Genomic DNA, 23,781 nt, shown 5'->3' on the forward strand with positions numbered 1-23,781 from the left:
TTGTGTGAAATGGACGCTTCTCGCATGGGGGCCGGCGGCATACCTCTGGCGAGCACACACCGATCGAAGGAGACATTCATGCGTGCACCTGCCGTGCTGGCCGCCATCGCTCTCGCCGGGAGTGTTCTGCTCGGAGGGGCGGGCCAGGCCCTCGCCGACGAGAACGACAACGGGAGCAACACCGGATTCGAACTCGGGACCAGCGCTCCGTCCGATTCCGACTTCGGCCAGGGTTCGTCGGATGACGGACAGGGCGCGTCCGGCTTCGACCAGGGTGCGTCCGACTTCGGTCAGGACGCCTCCGGCTTCGGACAGAGCGGGCCTGCTTTCGACGGGGCCATGAGTCTCTGACGGTCACGCCGCGTCGTCGGTCCCACGCCCCGCACCGGGATGCCCTCGGTGCGGGGCGTGGGATGTTCCGGCAGGCGTCGCGGCCGTCGCCCGGCGGGGCTCGTCCAGGTCAGGCGGGCCGGACCGACGGTGCGGCCCCGCGGCGCAGGAAGCGGACCACCGGGTGGCCGGTGTCGGTGGTGACCTCGGCTCGGACGCCGTAGACCTGTTCGATGAGGGCCGGGGTCAGAACCTCGGCCGGAGTCCCCTCCGCCACGGCCCGGCCCGCGCGCAGGACGACCAGGCGGTCGCAGTACATCGCGGCGAGGTTGAGGTCGTGCAGGGCGATCACGGTGGTGACCGGGAGGTCGGCGACGAGGTCCAGCAGGTCGAGTTGGTGCTGGATGTCCAGGTGGTTGGTGGGTTCGTCGAGGAGGAGCTCGCGGGGTTCCTGGGCGAGGGCGCGGGCGATCTGGGTGCGCTGGCGTTCGCCACCGGAGAGGGTGTGCCAGGACTGGCCGGCCCGGTCGGTCAGCCCGGTGCGGGCGAGGGCCGCGGTGACGGCCTCGGCGTCGGCGGCCGCGGGGGGCGTCCAGGCGCGGCGGTGCGGGACGCGGCCCAGCGCCACGACGTCGCGGACGGTCAGCTCGGTCTGGGTGTGGGCGTGCTGTTCGACGGTGGCGACACGCCGGGCGGTGGCCCGGCGGCCGACCTCGGACAGCGGGCGCCCGTCCAGGGTGACGAGCCCGGCGCTGGGTGCGAGGACTCCGGCGAGGAGCCTCAACAGCGTCGACTTGCCGGAGCCGTTGGGGCCGAGCAGTCCGACGGTCTCCCCCGGGCGCAGGGTGAGGGTGATGCCGTCGACGATGACCTTGTCGGCGACGCGCCGTACGACACGGTCCGCGTGCAGGCTGGTGTGCGGGCCGGTCATGCCTTGCTCCGTCCGCGGTAGAGCACGGCCACGAACGCCGGGACGCCGATGAGGGACGTCACCACGCCCACCGGGACCTCCTGGGGGTCGAGGACGGTGCGGGCGACGGTGTCGACCCACACCAGGAAGACGGCTCCGGTCAGCGCCGTGACCGGCAGGAGGCGGGCGTGCCCGGGGCCGGTGAGCGCGCGGGTGGCGTGCGGGAGGACCAGGCCGACGAAGCCGATGGCGCCGGCGCAGCTGACCAGGGCGGCGGTGAGCAGTGCGGTGGCGCAGAGCAGGACCAGCCGGGTACGGGCGACCCGGACGCCGAGTCCGGCGGCGGCGTCGTCCCCGAAGGCGAAGGCGTCCAGGGTGCGGGCGTATCCGAGGCTGAGGGCGAGGACCGCGGCGAGGACGACGGCGCAGAGCAGAACCTGTCCCCAGTCGGCGCCGGAGAGCGAGCCCAGCAGCCAGAACAGCACGCCCCGGGTGGTCTCGGCGTCGGCGGAGGTCAGGATGACGAACGAGGTCAGCGCGGAGAAGAGCTGCATGGCCGCCACCCCGGACAGCACGACCCGGTCCATGCTGCCGCCGAGGACGTGACTGAGCAGCAGCACCATGGCGAAGGAGAGCAACGAGCCGAGGAAGGCGCCGGCCGAGAGGGACACGACGCCGCCGCCCACACCCAGCACCACCACGGCGACCGCTCCGGTCGACGCCCCGGAGGACACCCCGAGGACGAACGGATCGGCGAGCGGATTGCGCAGCAGCGACTGCATGACGGCCCCGCAGACGGCGAGCCCGGCCCCGCACACCGCGGCGAGCAGCGTGCGCGGCATCCGCAGGTTCCACACGATGCCGTCCCGCAGGGGCGCCAACGTGCTGTCGCCGAGGCCGAGATGAGCGGCGACGGACGCCCAGACATCGGCGGTGGAGATGTCGGCCGGCCCGATCGTCACCGCGACGGCGACCGACGCGAGCAGCGCGGCCGGCCCGCCGAGGGCCAGCAGCGGCATGCGCGGGCTCACCTGGTGCGTCCGGCGAGCCCGAAGTCGCGCAGCCCGGCGGCGACCTTCTCGATGCCTTCGACCGTGCGGATGGACGGGTTCATCGCCTGCCCGCTGAGCAGGACGTACCGCTTCTTCTTCACCGCGGTCAGGTTGCGGGTGGCGGGGTTGGTCTCCAGGAAGCTGATCTTGGCCGCGGCGGTCTCCGCGGTCTGCTGCTCGCGGGTCAGGTCGCCGATCACGATCACGTCGGGGTCGCGGTCGGCGACCGTCTCCCAGTTGATCTGGGGCCACTCGTCGTGGGTGTCGGCGAACGCGTTCCGCGCGCCGACGGCACGGGTGATGGCGCCCGGCGCACCGCAGCAACCGGCGAGGTAGGGCGACTGGGAGTTGGCGAACCAGTACATGAGGGACACGTCGGAGGCGTCCAGTCCGGCGGTGGCCTCGCGCACCCGCTCCTTCAGCGCGGCGACGAGCTTCTCGCCGCGCTCCTCGACGCCGAACGCGCGGGCCAGGTCGCGGATCTCGCCGTACACGGCATCGAGGGTGAGCGGGGTGGAGCGGGAGCCGTCGCCGCCGCTGTCGTTGTCCTTGCCCGCGGCGCAGTCGGAGGGCGAGACGTACGTGGGCACGCCCAGCTTCTCGAACTGCTCGCGGGTGGCGACGCCGCCCTTGCCGAGGGTGGATTCGAAGGAGGCGGTGACGAAGTCGGGTTCGGCGTCCAGGACCTTCTCGAAGGAGGGCGCGTTGTCCGCGAGGCGGGGTACGGAGGCGTTTGCCTTCTCCAGCCCCTTCATCACCGGGTCGGTCCAGGTCGCCGTACCGGCGATGCGGTCGGCGAGGCCGAGGGAGAGCAGGATCTCGGTGGTGCCCTGGTTGAGGGAGACGGCGTGCTGCGGGGCGGACTTGAGGGTGACCTCGTGGCCGCAGTTGTCGAGGGTGAGGGGATGGCCCGCGGTGGCGGGCTTGCCGCTGTCCTCGGTGCCGCCGTCTCCAGGGCCACCGCAGGCGGTGAGCAGAAGGGCGGGTGCGAGCAGCAGGGCGGCGGGACGGAACGCGGAACGGAACACAGGCGTGCCTCGGTTGTCGGGGCTCGTGCGCGGAGCCTGGCCTACGGACGTCCTTCGCGCGGGGCGCGAAGGTGCCAGCAGGTCTTCGGACTCGGGTTCGTCCCGCCGGGGCGCCTTCCCGGTACGGTTCCCGTGCCCGCCCTTCGGCCGGCCCGTTCCCCTCCCAGTGGCATGGTGTGCCCCGCCGGTCCCCCTCACCGCTGCGCGTCAGCTCCGGATTCGCACCGGATTCCCTGGCCTCGGATGTGGCTCGACTGGCCCGCAGAGGCTATCAAGCCCGCCTCGCCGCCAGGCCGGCAGAACGGTCACCGCGGGGGCCCGGGAGAGTGCGGAGACCCAGGTCACAACCTGCGAGAGGGAAAGGTCACAGCCGTGCCCTCTGCTGCTCCTTTGTCGATCTGACCTAGCATCCGAGCATGACGGTCCTGCCTGACGACGGGCTCTCGCTGGCCGCCGAGTTCCCTGACGCAACCCATGAGCAGTGGCAACACCTGGTGGAAGGTGTGCTGCGCAAGTCGGGCAAGGACGTCTCGGGTCCGGCAGCGGTAGATGCCCTGTCCACTGCTCTGGAGGACGGGCTGCGCACCCGTCCCCTGTACACCGCGCGCGACGCCGCACCCGACCCCGGTCTGCCCGGGTTCGCCCCGTTCGTCCGCGGCGGTCGCGCCGAGGGCAACACGGTCGGCGGCTGGGACCTGCGCCAGCGGCACACCGCGGTCGCGGACGGTGTGGCGCTCGCGGACCTGGAGAACGGCGTCACCTCGCTCTGGCTGGTCCTCGGCGAGGGCGGCATCCCGGTGTCGTCGCTCGGCCGGGTCCTGGACGGTGTCTATCTCGACCTGGCCCCCGTCGCCCTCGACGCGGGAGCCGACGTGGAACCCGCCGCGCGCGAGCTGCTGCGGCTGTACGAGGAGCGGGGCGTCGCCAAGGAGGCGGCGCGCGGCAACCTCGGCGGGGACCCGCTCGGCCACGAGGCACGTACCGGAGAGTCCTCGGCGTTCGCGCCGGTCGCCTCGCTGGCCCGGCGGTGTGCCGAGGAGTACCCGGGGCTGCGGGCGCTGACCGTGGACGCGTTGCCGTACCACGAGGCCGGCGGCTCGGCCGCCCAGGAGCTGGGCTGCTCGCTCGCGACCGGCGTCGCGTATCTGCGGGAGCTCACCGAGGCGGGCCTGACGGTCGAACAGGTGTGTGCGCAGCTGGAGTTCCGCTACGCGGCCACCGCCGACCAGTTCCTGACCATCGCCAAGCTGCGGGCCGCGCGCCGGCTGTGGGCGCGGGTGAGCGAGGTGTGCGCGGCGCCGAGCGCGCAGGTGCAGCACGTCGTGACCTCGCCGGTGATGATGACGCGCCGCGACCCGTGGGTGAACATGCTGCGCACGACGGTGGCCACGCTGGCCGCCGGGGTCGGCGGCGCCGACTCGGTGACCGTGCTGCCCTTCGACCACGCGCTGGGCCTGCCGGACGCGTTCGCGCGGCGCATCGCCCGCAACACCTCGACCATCCTCCTGGAGGAGTCGCACCTCGCCCGGGTGATCGACCCGGCGGGCGGCTCCTGGTACGTGGAGCGACTCACGGACGAACTCGCCCACGCGGGCTGGGAGTTCTTCCGCAAGATCGAAGGCGCGGGAGGCCAGGCGGCCGCCCTGCGCTCCGGGCAGCTGGGCCAGGACCTCGCCGCCACCTGGGAGGCGCGGGCCGGCAAGCTCGCCAAGCGCCGCGAACCCGTCACCGGCGTCAGCGAGTTCCCGTACCTGTCCGAGCCGCCCGTGCAGCGCGAGCCCGCCCCCGAACCCCGGTCCGGCGGCCTCCCCCGGGTCCGCCGCGACGAGGCGTACGAGGCGCTGCGCGCCCGCTCCGACGCCCACCTGGCCGCCACCGGCTCCCGGCCCCGTGTCTTCCTGGCCGCGCTCGGCCCCGCCGCCGCGCACACCGCGCGCCTCACCTTCGCCTCGAACCTCTTCCAGGCAGGCGGCATCGAGCCCGTCACCGAGGGCGGCTTCGAGGAGAGCGGCGCCACCGAGGTGTGCCTGTGCTCCAGTGACGCCCTCTACGAGGAGCAGGCCGAGACCGTGGCCGCCGGGTTCAGGTCGGCGGGCGCCACGCAGGTGTTCCTCGCGGGCCGGCCCGGGCAGTACACCGAGGTCGACTCGTATGTCTTCGCGGGCTGTGACGCCGTCGCCGTGCTGTCCGCCACCCTCGACCGCATGGGAGTGTCCTGATGGGAATCCCCGACTTCTCCGGGATCGAGCTGGGGACCCCGGCCGCCGCCGGCGGCGCCGACGAGTGGCGTACGGCGGTCAAGCAGGCCACGGGCGGCGACGAGCCGCTGTGGGAGACCCCGGAGGGCATCGCGGTCAAGCCGCTGTACACGGGCCGTGACCTGGAGGGCCTGGACTTCCTGTCGACGCACCCGGGCATGGCGCCGTATCTGCGCGGCCCGTACCCGACGATGTACGTCAACCAGCCCTGGACGATCCGCCAGTACGCGGGCTTCTCGACCGCCGAGGAGTCCAACGCCTTCTACCGGCGCAACCTGGCGGCCGGCCAGAAGGGCCTGTCGGTCGCCTTCGACCTGCCCACCCACCGCGGCTACGACAGCGACCACCCGCGCGTGACGGGTGACGTCGGCATGGCGGGCGTGGCGATCGACTCGATCTACGACATGCGCCAGCTCTTCGACGGCATCCCGCTGGACAGGATGACCGTCTCGATGACGATGAACGGCGCCGTGCTGCCGGTGCTGGCGCTGTACATCGTGGCGGCGGAGGAGCAGGGCGTGCCGGCGGAGAAGCTGGCCGGGACCATTCAGAACGACATCCTCAAGGAGTTCATGGTCCGCAACACCTACATCTACCCGCCGAAGCCGTCGATGCGGATCATCTCCGACATCTTCGCCTTCACCTCGCAGCGGATGCCGCGCTACAACTCCATCTCCATCTCCGGCTACCACATCCAGGAGGCGGGCGCGACGGCCGACCTGGAGCTGGCGTACACCCTCGCGGACGGTGTGGAGTACATCCGCGCGGGCCGTGAGGCCGGCCTGGACGTGGACGCGTTCGCGCCCCGGCTGTCGTTCTTCTGGGCGATCGGCATGAACTTCTTCATGGAGGTCGCCAAGCTGCGCGCGGCGCGCCTGCTGTGGGCGAAGCTGGTGAAGCAGTTCGACCCGCAGAACTCCAAGTCGCTGTCCCTGCGCACCCATTCGCAGACCTCGGGCTGGTCGCTGACCGCGCAGGACGTGTTCAACAACGTCACGCGTACGTGTGTCGAGGCGATGGCGGCCACCCAGGGCCACACCCAGTCGCTGCACACCAACGCCCTCGACGAGGCGCTGGCGCTGCCCACCGACTTCTCCGCCCGCATCGCCCGCAACACCCAGCTGCTGCTCCAGCAGGAGTCCGGCACCACCCGGGTCATCGACCCGTGGGGCGGCAGCGCCTACGTCGAGAAGCTGACCTACGACCTCGCCCGCCGCGCCTGGCAGCACATCCAGGAGGTGGAGGCGGCGGGCGGCATGGCCAAGGCGATCGACGCCGGCATCCCCAAGCTGCGCATCGAGGAGGCCGCGGCCCGCACCCAGGCCCGGATCGACTCCGGCCGCCAGCCGGTCATCGGCGTCAACAAGTACCGCGTGGACAGCGACGAGCAGATCGACGTCCTCAAGGTCGACAACTCCTCCGTGCGCGCCCAGCAGATCGCCAAGCTGCGGCGGTTGCGTGAGGAGCGCGACGAGCGGGTCTGCCAGGACGCGCTGGACGCCCTGACCCGGGCGGCCGGCGCCGAGGGCAACCTGCTGGAGCTGGCGGTGAACGCGGCCCGTGCGAAGGCCACCGTCGGGGAGATCTCCGACGCCCTGGAGAAGGTGTACGGCAGGCACGCGAGCCAGATCCGTACGATCTCCGGCGTGTACCGCAACGAAGCCGGCCAGTCCCCGTCCGTGGACCGCACCCGCGCCCTCGTGGACGCCTTCGAGGAGAACGAGGGCCGCCGCCCGCGCATCCTGGTCGCCAAGATGGGCCAGGACGGCCACGACCGCGGCCAGAAGGTGATCGCCACCGCCTTCGCCGACCTCGGCTTCGACGTCGACGTCGGCCCGCTCTTCCAGACCCCGGCCGAGGTGGCGCGCCAGGCCGTCGAGGCGGACGTGCACATCGTCGGGGTGTCGTCGCTGGCCGCCGGGCACCTCACCCTCGTCCCGGCGCTGAAGGAGGCGCTGGCCGAGGAGGGCCGCGAGGACATCATGATCGTGGTCGGTGGTGTGATCCCGCCGCAGGACGTCGCGACGCTGCTGGAGATGGGCGCGGCGGCCGTCTTCCCGCCGGGGACGGTGATCCCGGACGCGGCCTACGACCTGGTGGAGCGGCTGGCGGCCGACCTCGGGCACGGCGACTGAATCCATGGCGATCGAACTCGATGCGTATGTGAAGGGTGTGCTCGACGGGAAGCGGGCGATCGTCGCCCGCGCCATCACCCTCGTCGAGTCCACCCGGCCCGGGCACCGGGTACTGGCCCAGCGGTTGCTGACCGAGTTGCTGCCGTACAGCGGCAAGGCGCGCAGGATCGGCGTCAGCGGGGTGCCGGGGGTCGGCAAGTCGACGTTCATCGACGCGTTCGGCACGATGCTCACCGGCCTCGGTCACCGGGTCGCGGTCCTGGCCGTCGACCCCTCGTCCAGCCGTACGGGCGGGTCGATCCTGGGCGACAAGACGCGGATGGAGCGCCTGGCCGTCGACCCGGCGGCCTTCATCCGCCCCTCCCCCACGGCGGGCACGCTGGGCGGCGTCGCGAAGGCCACCCGTGAGTCGATCGTGGTGATGGAGGCCGCGGGCTACGACGTGGTGCTGGTGGAGACCGTCGGGGTCGGCCAGTCGGAGACCGCCGTCGCGAACATGGTCGACTCCTTCCTGCTGCTCACCCTCGCCCGCACGGGCGACCAGCTCCAGGGCATCAAGAAGGGCGTCCTCGAACTGGCCGACGTGCTCGCCGTCAACAAGGCGGACGGTCCGCACGAGCGGGACGCGCAGGCCGCCGCCCGTGAACTGTCGGGCGCGCTGCGGCTGATGCACGGCAAGGACGCCGCCTGGACCCCGCCCGTCCTGCATTGCAGCGGGCGCGAGTCGATCGGCCTGGACACCGTCTGGGACCGCCTCGAACAGCACCGGACGCTACTGGACTCCACCGGCCGCCTCGCCGCCAAGCGCCGCGACCAGCAGGTCGACTGGACGTGGACCATGGTCCGTGACGAGCTCCTCGGCCGTCTGCACGCCGACCCTGCGGTACGGTCCCTCGCCCCGGCCCTGGAACAGCTCGTCAGGGACGGGGAGCTGACCGCGACGCTCGCCGCCGAGCGGATTCTCGCGGCGTTCGGCGACGGGCAGGGCACCCAGGGTCAGCACGCCGACGCGTCGGGACTGCGCGGCGCCACCAGCCCCGACTCATAGGCGAACACGACGAGTTGGGCCCGGTCCCGCGCCCCCAGCTTCGTCATCGCCCGGCTGATGTGGGTCTTCGCCTTGAATCCTCCCCCTCATAAGTGAGGGGGATTCCTGGCTCAGGCTGCCTCCGGGAGCGGCGCTCCCGGAGGTCTTATGCCCTCGACACCAGCCGGGGTGAGACCAGCCCGGAGGAGCATCACGCGGGCGGAGTTCTTGTCCCGGGGGGACACGAACCCGCAGGCGGTGCAGGTGTAGGTGCGTTCGGACAGCGGCAGGGCGTGCTTGGTTCTCGCTCCGCAGTTGGCGCAGTCCATGGTGGTGTGGGCCGGGTGGACCAGGTGCACGATCCGGCCGTGTTTGCGGGCCATCTCCAGCAGGGCCTGCTTGGTGGCGCCGATCGCCGCGTCGGCGGCCTTGCGGGCCATCGTCGACTTCGCGAGGAACTTCGGGCTGAAGTCCTCCACCGCGAGCGCGTCGTGGTCGGTCACGACCTTCTTGGCCCATTTGCGGGCGGTGTCCTGGCGCTGCCGGGCGATCTTGGCGTAGGTCTTCGCCCGCCCCTTCTTCGCCTCCCGGTAGCCCTGGGAAGCGGCCTGCCCCTTCTTCGGCTTGCGGCGGGCCGTCATCCGGTCATACCGGCCCAGCTTGGCCCGGGCCTGCTTCCCGTGCTGCGGGTGGGGAAGGTCGTGGGCGTCGGAGGTGGTGGTCGCGATCTCGCGCACGCCCCAGTCGACGCCGAGCACCCGCCCGGTCTCCGGCAGCGGCTGAACCTCGGCGGGGACCACGAACGAGCAGTACCAGTGCCCCAGACTGTCCTGGTAGACGCGCACGCTGGAGGGCTCGGCGGGCAGCTGGCGGGACCACACCACGGCCAGGACGATGCCCCCGGCCAGGAGCAGGCGGCCGTCCTTCAGGCGGAATCCGCGCCGGGTGTAGTTCAGGCTCGGCAGGGCTTCGCGCTTGGTCTTCCAGGTCGGCATCCCGGCCCGCTGCCCCTGCGGCAGACACGCGCGGATGTCTTTGAGCGCCTTCGCCCTCGACTTGCCGAAGTCGCGGATGATCTGCTGCTGCGGCACCGAACTGCCCGCCCGCAGCCACGGTGTGCGGGCGCGGGCCCCGGTCAGCATCCGGTCCAGCTGCGCCGGACCGCACGTCTGCCGGTCGGCGCCGTCGGGCCAGGACCGGTTGCGGGCGTGGACCTGCCGGGACTTGGCCGCGCACTCGTTCCACACCCACCGGCAGCGGCCCCACTCGTCCATGAGCGCGGCCAGCGCGGTGGACGACACCCGCAGCCGGAACGTCCACCGGGCATGCCCAACCTCCTCCGTCACCGCCCCCACTTCCGCCATGCCCCCACCCCCCACAACGCTCCCGGAACCGACCATCCGCAGCCTGCCGACGCCTCGTGACGGGACCATACGTGCGACAGCCGCACGCCTGTACCCAGATCACCCGATCACCACTCCGATCAGCGATCGCAAGTACAAGCGTTCGCATCCCCCGGCTCCGCCGGCAGCCCTGCGGGCGGAGCCGCCCACGCCCCGGAGACGACGGCGCTCCGCGCCGCAACACCGGGATGCCATTCCTCCCCGGCGTGAACGCCGGGGCATCCTGGCAAGAGCGCGGTGAAGCCCCCGCATGGGCCGAGGGCACGCCCGTCGGTATCGCGTACGCGGCGCTGCTCAGGGCGGCCATGAGCGGCGCGGGCCTGCTGGACGCCGACGACCACCACCTCTTCGCGCAGACCCTTCAGGATTGGGACGGAACGCATCCGCCGCTCGCCTGGGACGGGTTCCCGGACCGCCGGGAGCGCTCGGCCGCCCGGCTGGCCCTGCTGGCCGCCCTCGCGCCGTACCGCATCACCGACGAGGACGTGACGGCATGGCGCCGGCCGGAGCACACCGACCACTGTCTGGTGCACCTGGTGGCATACGGGGCCTTCCTGGCGGTGGACCGCATTGAAAGCGCTATCTGCGCCCAAATCATCCAGGAGGCGCTGTAACTCGCCCAGGGCACCCCGTAATTGCGGCCTTGCTGCGGCCTTTCCGTAGTGGCGTCGGCACGGAGCGAGTTGGCACTTCCGCCCCACAGGGAGTCATGTGACACTGGCGTCCCGTCCGCAGTGCGGACTCCTTCCGCACCGTCCCCCACGAGAAGTGCGCCGTGCGTTCTCTGCCCTTGCCGCTCGCCCTCACCGCGCGTCTGTCGCCCGTCGTCGTACTCGCCGCGGCGGGCTGGGCGATGTCGTCCGGACCGTTCGCCGCGACACCGGCGGCCCAAGACCAGGCGACCCAGAACAGCGGGGAGGAGTCACCCTCGGCCCCCGCGACGGCGGCCGTGTCGAAGACGTACGCCGCCGCTCCCTCGCCGTGCGACAGCCTGGGCTCGAAGTCGATAAAGGCGCTCGTCCCGGAGGCCAAGACGGCCGGCAAGGAGATCCCGTCGACCGACTCGAAGCTGCGCCGCACCTGCTCGTGGAACGCGCTCAAGGGGTTCGAGTACCGGTGGCTGGACGTCTCCTTCGAGATCACCGAGTCGGACGAGGCGGCCCAGAAGTCGTTCAAGGACCGCGTCGCGGACCGGAGCGGCGGCGGTGACGTCCCGGGCATCGGTGACTCGGGGTACTCGGTCGTGAACCTCACCACCGAGGACAAGCAGCAGACCCGCGAGGGCGTGGTGCTGGTCCGCGCGTCCAACGCGCTGGTCTCCATCACGTACAGCGGCAGCGACTTCGAGTCGAAGAAGGCGCCCGGCACCGACGAGATCAACAAGGGCGCGATCAAGGCGGCCAGGGAGGCCGTGGCCGCCCTGGAGGACGGTCAGAAGGGCTGACCGTCCTCCCGCGGCCGGTCGCTCCGGTTCAGGTCTCGACGCGTTCCCGGTGGCCGGCCATCAGCACCGCGTAGAGCACCAGCGAGGTGCCCAGACCCACGGCCCAGCCGTAGTCGGCGAGGGGCTTGAGGAACGGGATCAGTCCGTCCGTCGGGAACGGCCCGGTCTTCGCCCCGTCGGCGCCGACGCCCGAGTACGAACCGCCGACCGCGAGGACGCCGCCGACGAGGAAGGCGACGATCGCGCGCCAGTTCCAGCCGGACGAGTACCAGTAGCGCCCGCCGGGCGTGTACAGGTCGGCGAGGTGCAGGATCGTACGGCGGACGATCCAGTAGTCGGCGATCAGAATGCCGGCGACCGTGCCGAGCAGACCGCCGACCACGCCGAGCCAGGTGAAGATGTAGAACTCCGGGGTGGAGATCAGCTTCCACGGGAAGATCAGGATGCCGACGACCCCGGTGATCAGCGCGCCCGTGCGGAAGTTGATGAGCTTCGGCGCCAGGTTCGCCAGGTCGTAGGCCGGGGAGACCACGTTCGCCGCGATGTTCACGGAGATGGTCGCGACGAGCACGATGATCAGCGCGAACAGCAGACCGAAGGCGTTGTCGGCCTTTGCGGCGAGGGCGACCGGGTCCCAGATCGCCTCGCCGTAGACGACCTCGGAGCCGGAGGTGACCAGCACGGCGAGGATCGCGAAGAGGGTCATCGTCGTGGGCAGGCCGAGGGCCTGTCCCCAGGTCTGCGCCTTCTGGCTGGCGCCGAAGCGGGTGAAGTCTGGAATATTGAGCGACAAAGTGGCCCAAAAGCCGATCATTCCCATCAAGGACGGGAAGAAGACCGGCCAGAAGTCAGCGCCCCAGCCGAGCTTCGACGGCTGGTCGAGCAGCGCGCCGAAGCCGTCCGCCTCGACCGCGATCCAGATCAGCAGCACGAGCGCGCCGACGATCACGAAGGGCGCGGCCCAGTTCTCGAAGTGCCGCAGGAAATCCATGCCCCGGTAGATGATCGCGATCTGCAGCGCCCAGAAGAGGAGGAAGCACAGCCACAGCGGCCACGGGTTGCCCGCGATCTTCCCGGCGTTCTCCCAGCCGCCGCCGGTGAGCTTGGAGCCCAGCGCGAAGATGCCGCTGCCGCCGATCCAGGTCTGGATGCCGAACCAGCCGCATGCCACGGCCGCCCGGATCAGCGCCGGGATGTTGGCGCCCCGCAGGCCGAAGGAGGCCCGGGCCAGCACCGGGAACGGGATGCCGTACTTGGGACCGGCGTGCCCGGTGGCCAGCATCGGCAGCAGCACGATGACGTTGGCCAGAGCGATGGTGAAGACGGCCTGCTTCCAGTCCATGCCGAGCGCGACCAGGCCGGAGGCCAGGGTCCAGCTGGGGATGCAGTGGGCCATGGAGATCCACAGGGCCGCGAAGTTGTACGTCGTCCACTTGCGCTCGGCGACCGGGACGGGGCGCAGGTCCTCGTTGGCGAAGGGACTGTCGGCGGGGAATTCCCCGGGGGCGAGTTCGACGCGTCCGCCGGTGTCGGCGGACTGGGATATCGGTGACCCCGTGGGGACTGTGTCGGTCATGAGCAGGCCAATCGACGTGCGGGACGGAGGGAAAGGCCGTGCGGGGGCCTTGGGCGGGTCCGGGGAGGGCGGGTGCGTTCCCGGACCCGCCTCCCTCCCCGGGGCGGTGGCGGGGAGGCCGGGAGCCGCGGGGAGGGAGACAAGGTGTGGGGGGTCGGGTGGAACGGCGCCGCGGTGTCGCGGTGCCTGAACTCGCGGACGGGGACTAGGAGTTGCTGAGTGCGGGGATGACCGACGAGCCGTACGCGTCGATCACGGCTTCCTGCGCGTCGTGCATGTCGTAGACGGCGAACTGGTCGACGCCGAGCTCACGCAGCGCCTTCAGCTTCTCGATGTGCTTCTCGACCGGTCCGATGACGCAGAAGCGATCGACGATCTCGTCGGGCACGAACTGGGTGTCCGGGTTGTCGGCGCGTCCGTGGTGGGAGTAGTCGTATCCCTCACGCGCCTTGATGTACTCGGTGAGTTCGTCCGGTACGGCGGCGGAGTGCTCGCCGTACTTGGACACCAGGTCGGCCACATGGTTGCCGACCATCCCGCCGAACCAGCGGCACTGCTCCCGGGCGTGCGCCAGGGCCTCGGGCGAGTCGTCCGCGGTGACGTACGCGGGAGCGGCGACGCAGATCCTCACGTCCGCCGGGTCGCGTCCCGCGGCGACGGCCGCGTCCTTCACTGCCTTGACCATGTACTCGGTGAGATAGAGGTCGGCGAGCTGGAGGATGAACCCGTCGGCCTCCTCGCCGGTCATCTTCAGGGCCTTCGGGCCGTACGCCGCCATCCACACGGGGAGTTCGGCACCGGGCTTGATCCACGGGAATCTGACGACCGTACCGCCGCCGAGGTCGGCCTCCCGGCCGCTGGCGAGGGCCCGGATGACCTTCATGGCCTCGCTGATCCGGGCCAGGGTGTTGGGCTTGCGGCCGGCGACGCGCATGGCCGAGTCGCCGCGGCCGATACCGCAGACCGTGCGGTTGCCGAACATGTCGTTGAGGGTGGCGAAGGTGGAGGCGGTGACCTCCCAGGTGCGGGTGCCCGGATTGGTCACCATCGGGCCGACCTTCAGCTGCTGCGTGTTGGCGAGGATCTGGCTGTAGATGACGAACGGCTCCTGCCACAGCACGGCCGAGTCGAAGGTCCAGCCGTAGCCGAACCCGCTCCGCTCGGCACGTTTCATCAGGCTGACGACCCGTGAGGCAGGCGGGTCGGTCTGCAGGACGAGTCCGAAGTCCATGTGCTCCGCTCCTAGTTGAGGTACTGACAGGTGGAGCGGGGGGTGTAGACGCCGTGCCCGGCGCGGCCGGTGTACTCCCGCTCGGTGATGACGGGCTCGCCGCGCGAGAGGACCGTCTCGACCCGGCCGGTGGTCTGCTTGCCCTCGTACGCCGAGTAGTCGACGTTCATGTGGTGCGTCACGGCGGACATGACCTGCTCGGCCTGCGGGTCGTAGATCACGACGTCGGCGTCCGCGCCCGGCGCGATGGTGCCCTTCTTCGGGTAGACGCCGAACATCCGGGCCGGGGTCGCACAGGCGATCTCGATCCAGCGGCGGCGCGAGATACGGCCGTCGACGACGGCCTGGTGCAGCAGGTCCATACGGTTCTCGACGCCGGGAAGCCCGTTGGGGATCTTCGAGAAGTCCCCTCGCCCCAGCTCCTTCTGGCCCACGAAGCAGAAGGGGCAGTGGTCGGTGGAGACGACCTGGAGATCGTTCGTCCGCAGTCCCTTCCACAGCCGGGCCTGGTGCTCCCTGGGCCGCAGGGGCGTCGAGCACACGTACTTCGCGCCCTCGAAGTCCGGCTCGGCGAGGTTGTCGGTGGACAGGAACAGGTACTGCGGGCAGGTCTCGCCGAAGACGTTCAGCCCCTCGTCACGCGCGCGTGCCAGCTCGGCGACCGCCTCCGCCGCCGAGACGTGCACGACGTAGAGGGGGGCGCCCGCGACCTGGGCGAGCCGGATGGCCCGATGGGTGGCCTCCGCCTCCAGCAGCGCCTTGCGCACCTCCCCGTGGAAGCGCGGATCGCTCTCGCCCCTCGCCAGAGCCTGCTCCACCAGCACGTCGATCGCGATGCCGTTCTCGGCGTGCATCATGATCAGACCGCCGTTCTCGGCGGAGCGCTGCATGGCGCGCAGGATCTGGCCGTCGTCGGAGTAGAAGACCCCCGGATAGGCCATGAACTGCTTGAAGGAGGTCACCCCTTCCTCCACGAGCAGGTCCATCTCCTTGAGCGTCTCCTGGTTCACATCGGAGACGATCATGTGGAAGCCGTAGTCGATCGCGCAGTTGCCCTCGGCCTTGGCGTGCCAGGCGTCCAGGCCCTCGCGCAGCGAGTGGCCCACGCTCTGCACCGCGAAATCGATGATCGTGGTCGTACCGCCCCAGGCGGCCGCCCGGGTGCCGGTCTCGAAGGTGTCGGAGGCGAAGGTGCCGCCGAACGGCAGCTCCATATGGGTGTGGGCGTCGACGCCGCCCGGGATGACGTACTTCCCGGTGGCGTCGATGGTCCGCTCGGCCGTCCATGCCTCGGCGACCGGGGTTCCGCTCGCGGCGAGGGCGGCGATACGGCCGTCCTCGATCAGGACGTCGGCGTGCATCTCGTCGGACGCGGTGATGACGAGGCCGCCGCGGATTACTGTTCGGCCGGTCATGTCGTGGTCGCTCCTCGCGGTGTCGAAGTGGCGGTTGTGTGTGGCTGGTCGCGCCCACGCGGCGGAGCCGCATATCGATGCAGCCCCGCGCCCCTTGGCGGCGTCGCCGCTACCGGCGTTCTCAGGGTGCTGTCAGCGGGCCGTACGCCCCCGGCGCCCGGTCTCGGTAGAACTGCCAGCGGTCGCGGACCTCGCGGAGTTTGGCCAGGTCCAGGTCGCGGACGACGAGTTCGGTCTCCTTGTCGCTCGCCACCTCCCCGACGAACTGGGCCTCCGGGTCCACGAAGTAGGTGGTGCCGTAGAAGTCGTTGTCGCCGAGGTCCTCCACGCCGACCCGGTTGATCGCGCCCACGAAGTACTCGTTGGCGACGGCCGCGGCCGGCTGCTCCAGCTGCCACAGGTAGCGGGAGAGTCCACGGGAGGTGGCCGAGGGGTTGAACACGATCTCGGCACCGGCGAGGCCCAGGGCGCGCCAGCCCTCCGGGAAGTGGCGGTCGTAGCAGATGTACACGCCGACCTTCCCGACGGCCGTCTCGAAGACGGGCCAGCCGCTGTTCCCCGGGCGGAAGTAGAACTTCTCCCAGAATCCCTGGACCTGGGGAATGTGGGTCTTGCGGTACTTGCCGAGGTAGGAGCCGTCCGCGTCGATCACGGCGGCGGTGTTGTACAGGACACCCGGCTGCTCCTCCTCGTACATCGGCAGTACGAGGACGATGCCGAGCTCTTTCGCCAGCGCCTGGAAGCGGCGGACGGTCGGGCCTTCGGGGATCTGCTCGGCGTACTCGTAGAACGCCTTGTCCTGGACCTGGCAGAAGTACGGCCCGTAGAACAGCTCCTGGAAGCACAGCACTTGAGCGCCCTGCGCGGCCGCGTCGCGGGCCGCCTGCTCGTGTACCTGGATCATCGATTCCTTGTCGCCGGTCCAGGCGGTCTGGAAGAGGGCGGCACGAATCACTCGGCTCATCGGGACCTCCGGTCGCTCGGTGTGCGAGAAGGCTAGGAAGTCCGGGCGATCGGTTTGAGTTGCACGGTGTCACGTCTGCGGGCATGCGGCGTGCCACGGTGTCACCCTGTCGTGATCCCATGTTTCACCGCCGTTTTCCCAGGTCGTGGCAGGTTTCAGCTCTGTTGCGCGTCGTGCGCGAGGAGGGCGATGTGCACCGATGCGGCCTGCTCGAAGTCGTCGAGGTCGACGCCGAGCCGCCCCTGTATCGCCTCCAGGCGGCGGTAGAGCGCGGGCCGGGAGACGTGGTGGAGCTGGGCGGTGCGGGACTTGTTGCGGCCGGAGGCGAGATAGGTCCGCAGCACGGCGAGCAGGTCCTCGTCCGCCCCGGAGAGCAGCCCGTCCAGCTCGCGCTCCGCGAACGACTGCACCTGCGGGTCGTCCCGCAACAGCCGGATCAGACCGCGCAGATGGACGTCCCTGAGGCGGACGACGGCCGGGAGGTCGAGGGCGGCCGAGGAGTCGGCGACGGCATCGGCGACATGCTGGGCCTCGCGCAGTCCGGCGGGGACGTCGTCCCAGGCGGTACGCGCGTCGGCGGCGGCCACGACGGTCCGCGGGGCGCCCGACTCCGAGCGCACCCGGGCGGCGAGGTTGGCGGTGAGCACGGCGGCGTCCTGGTCCCGGGCGAGGCTGAGCAGCACGGCGGTGGCTCCGTCGGCGAGCTCGGCGACGATCCCGGACAGCCCCAGCAGTCGCAGTACTCGCTCCAGTCGGGCCGTCTCCGTGTCCCGCACGACGAGCGGCACGAAGGCGCGCCGGTTGACCGGCAGCCCGGCGGCACGCGCGCGTGGCAGCAGTTGCCTCGCGGGTACGACCCCGCTGACGAGGTCGGTCAGCAGGCTCTGCGCGGACTGCTCCTCCCAGGTGTGCGCGGAGGTGCCGCCGAGCATGCGGTGCAGCACGAGCGCCTCGGCGGCGCGGTCGGCGAGCAGCCGCCCGGTGGCGGTGTCGCCCCGGTGTCCGCACAGCATGATCTGGCCCCACCGCTCCCCGCGTCCGCCGAGTTCGGCGCGGATCCAGCCGTCGCCCTCGCTGCCGCCGGCCTGGCGGGCGATGCGCTCCCAGTCGCGCAGCACGTCGTCCACGGCCGAGCGCTCCCCCGCCGTGGCGAGGACGCGGTGGGCGAGGTTGGTGACCACGACGGGGCAGGCGCTGTGCGAGGCGACCTCGTCGAGGAGCCGCTGGAGCGGGGCGCCCGCGGTGATGAGTCCGGTGAGGGCGGTCCGTACGGCCTCCGAGAGGCTGACGGCGGCGAACTTCCTCCGCACGAGCCGGCACTGCACCTCTTCGGTCAGCTCGGCGAAGGGGAAGGGCCGGTGCAGGACGACCATGGGCAGCCCGCACCGCTCGGCCGCCCGGCGCATCACGTCCGGCGGCGCGGGAAACGCCCGGCCGAGGCCCAGGACGACGGCCGCGGCCTCCGCCCGGTGCAGCGACCGGATGTACTCGGCCTGCTTGTCCTCGTCCCCGGCGAGCAGCACCCCGGTGGTCAGCACCATCTCACCGCCGCTGAGCATCACCCCGACGTCCGGCGCCTCGGCGACATGCACCCAGCGCACCGGCCGGTCGAGCTGCCCGGCGCCGGCCACCACCTCGGGCTCACCGGCGAGCACCCGCTCCAGGGTGAGGACCTGCCGGACCGACAGAGCGGGTTCCGAGAGCTGCGAAGGCTCCACGGGGTCGGAGGTGGTGGCCATGGCGACGTTCCCTCACTCGGGTACTCGGATGGGTCCTGCTAGATGCTCCTCAGAGCGTTCTCGAGGATCGCGGCGCCCTCTTCGGCCTCCGCGACGGTGAGGGACAGGGGCGGGGCGACGCGCAGGGAGGTGGTGTTGTGACCGCCGCCCTTGCCGATGAGGAGACCGCCCTCGCGGGCCGCTTCCAGCACGGCCGACGCGGCGGCCGGGTCGGCCTCGTCCGTGCCGGGCCGGGTGATCTCGATGCCCAGCATCAGGCCCCGGCCGCGCACCTCCCGCACGTGCGGCACGTGCGTCGCGACGGCCCGCAGCCGTTCGACGAGCAGCCCGCCGACGCGCCGGGCGTTGCCCTGGAGGTCGTGTTCCAGCAGGTACGACAGGTTGGCGAGGCCGGCCGCCATGGTGATCTGGGTGCCGCCGAAGGTCGAGATGCTGTTGGAGTCCAGGCAGTTCATGATGTCCGCGCGGGCGACGACACCGCCGATGGAGCTGCCGTTGCCGATGCCCTTGGCGAAGGTCAGGATGTCCGGCGGACCGTTCTGCCCGTGTGCCTGCCAGCCCCAGAAGTGGTCGCCGGTGCGGCCCCAGCCGGTCTGTACCTCGTCGGCGATCCACAGGATGCCGTGCTCGGCGAGGACCTCCCGGAAGGCGGCGTACAGACCGTCCGGCCCGGAGGTGAAGCCACCGACGCCCTGGATGGGCTCGGCGATCAGCGCGGCCGGCGGACGGGTGTGGCCGAGGATGTCCTTGAGGTCGTCGACGCAGGCCGCGATGAAGTCGTCGTCGCTGAGTGAGGCGTACGGCCCACGCGTCCGGACCCCGCCATGGACGTACAACGTCTGCAGCGGCGACAGCGAGGTCGGGGACCAGCCGCGGTTGCCGGTGATGCCGACCGCGCTGAAGGACCGGCCGTGATAGCTGTTGCGCATCGCGAGGATCGTGTTGCTCTGCCGGTAGGCCGTCGCGAGCAGCAGCGCGGTGTCGTTGGCCTCGGTGCCGGAGGTGGTGAAGAAGACGCGGGCGTCCGGGATGCCGCTCAACTGGGCGATGCGCTCGGCGAGTTCGACCATCGGCCGGTTGAGGTACAGGGTCGAGGAGTGGATGATCCGCCCGGCCTGTTCGCTCACCGCCTTCGTCACCTCGGGCAGCGCGTGCGCGGTCATCGTCGTCAGGATGCCGCCGAAGAAGTCGAGGTACCGGTTGCCGGCGGCGTCCCACACATGGCGGCCCTCGCCGTGGGTGATCTCCAGCGGCTCCTCGTAGTAGAGGGCGAGCCAGTCCGGCATGACGGCGCGGTGGCGTCCCAGCAGGTCCTTGGTCACGGTTGCACCAGTCCTTCGTAGGCGTCGGGGCGGCGGTCGCGGTAGAAGGCCCACTGCTGCCGCACTTCTTCGATCACGTCGAAGTCGAGGTCGCGGACGACGAGTTCCTCGCTCTTGTCGCTGGCGACCTCCCCGACAACCTGCCCACGCGGGTCGACGAAATAGCTTGTCCCGTAGAAGTCGTTGTCGCCGTACTGCTCCTGCCCGACCCGGTTGATCGCGGCCACGAAGTACTCGTTGGCGACGGCCGCCGCGGGCTGCTCCAGCTGCCAGAGGTAGGAGGACAGACCGCGCGAGGTGGCCGACGGGTTGTAGACCAACTGGGCCCCGTTGAGCCCGAGTTGGCGCCAGCCCTCCGGGAAGTGACGGTCGTAGCAGATGTAGACGCCCACCTTGCCCACCGCGGTGTCGAAGACGGGCCAGCCGATGTTGCCCGGCTTGAAGTAGTACTTCTCCCAGAAGCCCTTGACCTGCGGGATGTGGTGCTTGCGGTACTTGCCGAGGAAGGTGCCGTCGGCGTCGATCACGGCGGCGGTGTTGTAGTAGAAGCCGGACTGCTCGACCTCGAAGACCGGGACGACGACCACCATGCCCGTCTCGCGGGCCAGCTCCCGCATCCGCCGCACGGTCGGCCCGTCGGGGACCGGCTCGGCCCAGCTGTAGTGCTCGGGTTCCTGGACCTGGCAGAAGTAGGGCGCGTTGAAGACTTCCTGGAACCCGATGATCCCGGCACCCTGGCGGGCCGCCTCGCGGGCGTGCTCCTCGTGCTTCGCCACCATGGACTCGGTGTCGCCGGTCCAGGTGGCCTGGACCAGAGCGGCACGAACGACGTTGGCCATGAGCTGCTCCTTCGACGGGACGTCAGAGCCTCTACGCCCGTAGAGGGGGCCGTAGAGGCTCGAAAGTAAGCCCCTGGAAGAGCCTTGCCAAGACCATCGTCGTTAACCCGCGGAGTCGATCACGTTTCACACTCCGGTGGGTGAGGGATGGGGCCGGTGGGAGGGGGTGTGACGCCCCGCGCTGCCGGCCCCTCAGGTCGTGTGGCCCGCCACCCGCAGGGCATGCACGAGATCCCACCGGCACTCGTCGGAGACCCCCTGGGCAGCCGCCAGCAGCAGCGGTACGAGTGTCCTCGGGTCCGGCGCGGCGCTGCGGGCGGCCTCCTCCGGGGTGCGGACGCGGACATACGCGTCGAGCAGGGCGCGGACCTCGCGGTGCCGCCCCGCTCCGGCCAGCGCCACGACGGCCTGCCCGATCTCGTGCGCGGGCCGCCCCACGCCCTGCCGCAGGATCTGCTCCCCGTCCTCGGCGCGCCCCGCCGCGGTCAGCGCGTCGGCGGCGGCGACGAGCCGCTCGGCGGGCAGCGAGGCGGTCTCCCACAGCAGGGTCGCCCAGTCGGCGCCGAGTCCGGCGCGCTGCATCTCCGCGGCGAGCAGCGGAAGGCGTACGGCGGGCCAGTAGGCGGTCTCGACGAGCAGCGCGTGCGCCTCGCCGCTGCGCCCCTCGCCGCGCAGCCGCACCAGCGTCTGCACGGTGCCGACGACCTCGCGCCGGTCCGCCGTCTCCATCGGCTCGGTCTGCGGCACCGCCTGCCGCTCGGCCGGCATCGCGGGCGTCTCGGCCTCGGCCCCGGCGAACCGGGCGCCCCGCGGAGTGCGACGGCTGGTGACGGGCTGGGCCGGGAGGGTGGGAAGGACGGGTGCGGCGGCGGGCGGTACGACGACGGGGGCGGCCTCCTCCTCCGCCATCCCGGCGAAGCGGGCACTGCCTCGGCGGCGTTTGCGCTGCGTCCCCCGCCCGTCGGTCCGGCCCGTCTCCGTGGCGACGGCGTCCCCCTGCTTCTCGGCCGCCCAGGAGGTCGCCGCGGCGGCCGGCCGCGCGTCACGATGCCCTGGCATGGTGCGGGTTCCACCGCCGAGGGAACCGGCCCCGGCGGGCTCTGCACTGTCCGCGCCGTCCACCCCGGCCCCGACGTCCCCCGGTCCGTCGCCTCCGAATCCGTCGCCTCCGAACCGATCCTCGATGCGGAAGACGGGCCCCTCCCTCATCCGCTCCCGGGGTATCGCCTGTCCCTGAGCGCTCGTCGTCCTGCGGTCCAGGTCGGTCATCCGGGTCCGGAGTTCGGCGCAGCGGGCGCTCGCGCGTTCGTGGTCGTCGCGGGCCCAGGCGAGGTCGAGGCGGATGGCGTCGGCCTGCTCCTGGCTGCCGGCGGAGGCGAGGGAGCGGCCCAGTTCCGCCTGGCGTTCGGCGGCGTAGCGCTGTTCGCGGAGCATGACGTCGAGGCGGTCACCGAGAGCCTCACGGCTGCCGGGCCGGGCGTCGTACGCGGCGAGGGCCGCGGCGTGCAGGGCGCGGGCGCGTTCCGTCTCGGGGAGTGCGCCGCCGGGGCCGTACTGGCCGGCGAGGTCGTGCAGGAGCGCCTCCACCACGTCCCAGGGTGGTACCTCACGTCCGTCCAGGCAGGCCCGCATACCCTCCGGGTCGCGCTGCCAGAACACCCCGCACCAGCCGCCGCCCTGATCCAGGCGCGCCAGCAGTCCGTCCAGGTAGTTCACGAACTCCCGCACCTGTGCCGGGAGTTGATCCACTGACATCGCCCAACTCCCGCCAGACCGGAGCACTCCGGTCCGTTAGGCAACACCAGCCATGTTACGAACACGCTACGGGGAGTTTTCCGTATGGACGCAGAGTGCTCCGCACCTGCCGGAACGTGACGTGCTCGGCGGTCCGGCCGCGACCCCGGGCCGCTCAGGCGGCGGCCTCGGTGACCGGCGCGCAGCGCCCGGCCAGTTCGTCCATCGAGAGACCGAGGGCCTGCGCGAGCGCGGACACCGTGAAGAAGGCCGGCGTCGGCGCCCGGCCGGTCTCGATCTTGCGCAGCGTCTCGGCGGAGATACCGGCGCTCGCCGCGACCTCCGTCATGCTGCGGCCGCCGCGGGCCTCACGGAGGAGACGGCCGAGCCGCTCGCCGCGTTCACGCTCTTCGGGGGTGAGAGGGGTGCGCACCATGACGCCCATTCTAATACCGCACCCGCCCACTCGACCCTATTCAAATACCGGTATAGTAATTGGCGTGGTGGAACTGAAGACGGACACGTCGATCGAAGCGATGTACAAGGCGGGGCAGGTCGTCGGGCAGGCCCTCACGGCCGTGCGCGAGGCCGCCGACGTGGGGGTCTCCCTGCTGGAGCTGGACGAGGTGGCGCGCGAGGTGCTGCGCGCGGCGGGGGCGACCTCCCCGTTCCTCGGCTACCGCCCCTCCTTCGCCCCCGTCCCCTTCCCTGCCGTCATCTGCACCTCGGTGAACGACGCGATCGTGCACGGCATCCCGACCGGGTACCGCCTGCGCGACGGCGACCTGGTCTCCGTCGACTGCGGCGCCGAACTGGGCGGCTGGGCCGGCGACTCGGCGATCAGCTTCACGGTCGGCACGCCGCGCCCGGCCGACGTACGCCTCATCGCGACGGCGGAGCGCGCGCTGGCGGCGGGGATCGAGGCGGCCGTGGTCGGCAACCGCCTCGGCGACATCGCCCATGCGATCGGCTCGGTGTGCCGGGCGGCCGGGTACGGCGTCCCGGACGGGTTCGGCGGGCACGGTATCGGCCGCAAGATGCACGAGGATCCGTCGGTGCCGAACGAGGGGCGCCCGGGCCGGGGCATGCCGCTGCGGCACGGCCTGGTCCTCGCCATCGAGCCGATGCTCGTCGCCGGCGGCAGCGACGACTACCACGCGGCGCCGGACGGCTGGACCCTGCGCACGAACGACGGCTCCCGCGCGGCCCACACGGAGCACACGGTGGCCATCACGGAGACGGGGCCCCGGATCCTGACGGCGCGCTGAGCGGCGCCGCCCGGCCTGCGGGCGCGGTCGATCGAGGCCGGCTCCCCCACGCACCGAGGGCCGGCTCCGCGGGCCAGGACGGTGAGGGCTGAATGCGGGGATGCCA

Annotated in this window: 19 protein-coding genes, 2 pseudogenes and 1 riboswitch; of the genes and pseudogenes, 7 read left to right on the forward strand and 14 right to left on the reverse strand. The window is 71.5% G+C overall.

Going from position 1 to position 23,781, the window contains the following annotated elements; all coding sequences use genetic code 11:
• The first annotated feature begins 78 nt into the window (after nt 1-78).
• On the forward strand, nt 79-351 hold the full coding sequence (locus ACFU95_RS08280) for a hypothetical protein (RefSeq protein ID WP_383823513.1): 273 nt from the start codon (nt 79-81) through the stop codon (nt 349-351).
• Between the two features lie 109 nt (nt 352-460).
• Here the strand turns inward: ACFU95_RS08280 and ACFU95_RS08285 are convergent, their stop codons facing one another.
• The 3 genes from ACFU95_RS08285 to ACFU95_RS08295 are packed head-to-tail and all read right to left on the reverse strand — an operon-like array spanning nt 461 to nt 3,320.
• Complete coding sequence (locus ACFU95_RS08285) at nt 461-1,261, reverse strand: ABC transporter ATP-binding protein (protein WP_383823516.1); 801 nt, start codon at nt 1,259-1,261, stop codon at nt 461-463.
• Nucleotides 1,258-2,259 carry a FecCD family ABC transporter permease gene (locus tag ACFU95_RS08290; protein ID WP_383823519.1) on the reverse strand — a complete coding sequence of 334 codons (1,002 nt, stop codon included), beginning with the start codon at nt 2,257-2,259 and terminating at the stop codon, nt 1,258-1,260. The genes ACFU95_RS08285 and ACFU95_RS08290 overlap by 4 nt, the downstream gene beginning before the upstream one ends.
• A gap of 8 nt (nt 2,260-2,267) precedes the next feature.
• Nucleotides 2,268-3,320, reverse strand: a complete 1,053-nt coding sequence (locus tag ACFU95_RS08295) for an ABC transporter substrate-binding protein (RefSeq protein WP_383823522.1) — start codon at nt 3,318-3,320, stop codon at nt 2,268-2,270.
• Nucleotides 3,321-3,378: 58 nt separating this feature from the next.
• Nucleotides 3,379-3,594: riboswitch (cobalamin riboswitch) on the reverse strand.
• A gap of 142 nt (nt 3,595-3,736) precedes the next feature.
• Between ACFU95_RS08295 and ACFU95_RS08300 the strand changes: the two genes are divergently transcribed.
• Genes ACFU95_RS08300 through meaB form a run of 3 tightly spaced genes read left to right on the forward strand, consistent with a single transcriptional unit; the run spans nt 3,737 to nt 8,761 of the window.
• Nucleotides 3,737-5,539 carry a methylmalonyl-CoA mutase family protein gene (locus tag ACFU95_RS08300; protein WP_383823524.1) on the forward strand — a complete coding sequence of 601 codons (1,803 nt, stop codon included), beginning with the start codon at nt 3,737-3,739 and terminating at the stop codon, nt 5,537-5,539.
• The gene (scpA, locus tag ACFU95_RS08305) at nt 5,539-7,713 is read left to right on the forward strand and encodes a methylmalonyl-CoA mutase (protein WP_383823527.1); all 2,175 of its coding nucleotides are present in this window, start codon (nt 5,539-5,541) and stop codon (nt 7,711-7,713) included. Before ACFU95_RS08300 ends, scpA begins: the two co-directional genes overlap by 1 nt.
• Before the next feature lie 4 nt (nt 7,714-7,717).
• Nucleotides 7,718-8,761 (forward strand): methylmalonyl Co-A mutase-associated GTPase MeaB, encoded by a 1,044-nt coding sequence (gene meaB, locus ACFU95_RS08310; RefSeq protein ID WP_383823530.1) that lies wholly within the window; start codon nt 7,718-7,720, stop codon nt 8,759-8,761.
• On the opposite strand, the pseudogene ACFU95_RS08315 reads toward meaB, so the two are convergent.
• Nucleotides 8,710-8,838 (reverse strand): annotated as a pseudogene (locus tag ACFU95_RS08315) (DNA-binding response regulator); the annotation flags it as partial. The gene meaB and the pseudogene ACFU95_RS08315 overlap by 52 nt on opposite strands.
• Nucleotides 8,839-8,871: 33 nt before the next feature.
• Nucleotides 8,872-10,104 (reverse strand): RNA-guided endonuclease InsQ/TnpB family protein, encoded by a 1,233-nt coding sequence (locus ACFU95_RS08320; RefSeq protein WP_383823533.1) that lies wholly within the window; start codon nt 10,102-10,104, stop codon nt 8,872-8,874.
• A 167-nt stretch (nt 10,105-10,271) separates the two neighbouring features.
• Here ACFU95_RS08320 and ACFU95_RS08325 point away from each other — a divergent pair.
• Nucleotides 10,272-10,757: pseudogene (locus ACFU95_RS08325) on the forward strand (DNA-binding protein); the annotation flags it as partial.
• 161 nt (nt 10,758-10,918) lie between these two features.
• Complete coding sequence (locus tag ACFU95_RS08330; protein ID WP_383823536.1) at nt 10,919-11,587, forward strand: hypothetical protein; 669 nt, start codon at nt 10,919-10,921, stop codon at nt 11,585-11,587.
• Nucleotides 11,588-11,615: 28 nt separating this feature from the next.
• Here the strand turns inward: ACFU95_RS08330 and ACFU95_RS08335 are convergent, their stop codons facing one another.
• The 9 genes from ACFU95_RS08335 to ACFU95_RS08375 form a co-directional block, all read right to left on the reverse strand.
• Nucleotides 11,616-13,163 carry an NCS1 family nucleobase:cation symporter-1 gene (locus ACFU95_RS08335; protein ID WP_383823539.1) on the reverse strand — a complete coding sequence of 516 codons (1,548 nt, stop codon included), beginning with the start codon at nt 13,161-13,163 and terminating at the stop codon, nt 11,616-11,618.
• A gap of 205 nt (nt 13,164-13,368) precedes the next feature.
• Nucleotides 13,369-14,394 (reverse strand): TIGR03842 family LLM class F420-dependent oxidoreductase, encoded by a 1,026-nt coding sequence (locus ACFU95_RS08340; RefSeq protein WP_383823541.1) that lies wholly within the window; start codon nt 14,392-14,394, stop codon nt 13,369-13,371.
• Between the two features lie 11 nt (nt 14,395-14,405).
• Nucleotides 14,406-15,809, reverse strand: coding sequence for a dihydropyrimidinase (hydA, locus tag ACFU95_RS08345; protein WP_383823544.1), 1,404 nt, complete (start codon nt 15,807-15,809; stop codon nt 14,406-14,408).
• 121 nt (nt 15,810-15,930) lie between these two features.
• Entirely contained in the window at nt 15,931-16,773 is an 843-nt protein-coding gene (locus ACFU95_RS08350; protein ID WP_030956320.1) for a nitrilase-related carbon-nitrogen hydrolase, read from the reverse strand.
• Nucleotides 16,774-16,928: 155 nt separating this feature from the next.
• Nucleotides 16,929-18,512: a PucR family transcriptional regulator gene (locus ACFU95_RS08355; protein WP_383823546.1), complete on the reverse strand. Its 1,584-nt coding sequence runs from the start codon at nt 18,510-18,512 to the stop codon at nt 16,929-16,931.
• A 38-nt stretch (nt 18,513-18,550) separates the two neighbouring features.
• A complete protein-coding gene (locus ACFU95_RS08360; RefSeq protein WP_383823549.1) occupies nt 18,551-19,834 on the reverse strand; it encodes an aspartate aminotransferase family protein in 1,284 nt (427 codons plus the stop codon).
• Nucleotides 19,831-20,673 carry a nitrilase-related carbon-nitrogen hydrolase gene (locus ACFU95_RS08365; RefSeq protein ID WP_383823552.1) on the reverse strand — a complete coding sequence of 281 codons (843 nt, stop codon included), beginning with the start codon at nt 20,671-20,673 and terminating at the stop codon, nt 19,831-19,833. Before ACFU95_RS08365 ends, ACFU95_RS08360 begins: the two co-directional genes overlap by 4 nt.
• Before the next feature lie 192 nt (nt 20,674-20,865).
• Nucleotides 20,866-22,428 carry a hypothetical protein gene (locus ACFU95_RS08370; protein WP_383823555.1) on the reverse strand — a complete coding sequence of 521 codons (1,563 nt, stop codon included), beginning with the start codon at nt 22,426-22,428 and terminating at the stop codon, nt 20,866-20,868.
• A gap of 154 nt (nt 22,429-22,582) precedes the next feature.
• Nucleotides 22,583-22,843 (reverse strand): helix-turn-helix domain-containing protein, encoded by a 261-nt coding sequence (locus ACFU95_RS08375; protein ID WP_383823558.1) that lies wholly within the window; start codon nt 22,841-22,843, stop codon nt 22,583-22,585.
• 64 nt (nt 22,844-22,907) lie between these two features.
• On the opposite strand from ACFU95_RS08375, the gene map reads away from it, so the two are divergent.
• Nucleotides 22,908-23,675, forward strand: a complete 768-nt coding sequence (map, locus tag ACFU95_RS08380) for a type I methionyl aminopeptidase (protein WP_383823561.1) — start codon at nt 22,908-22,910, stop codon at nt 23,673-23,675.
• Nucleotides 23,676-23,781: the final 106 nt, after the last annotated feature.

The sequence above is a fragment of the Streptomyces sp. NPDC057623 genome (genome assembly GCF_042800355.1).
Taxonomy (GTDB): Bacteria; Actinomycetota; Actinomycetes; order Streptomycetales; family Streptomycetaceae; genus Streptomyces.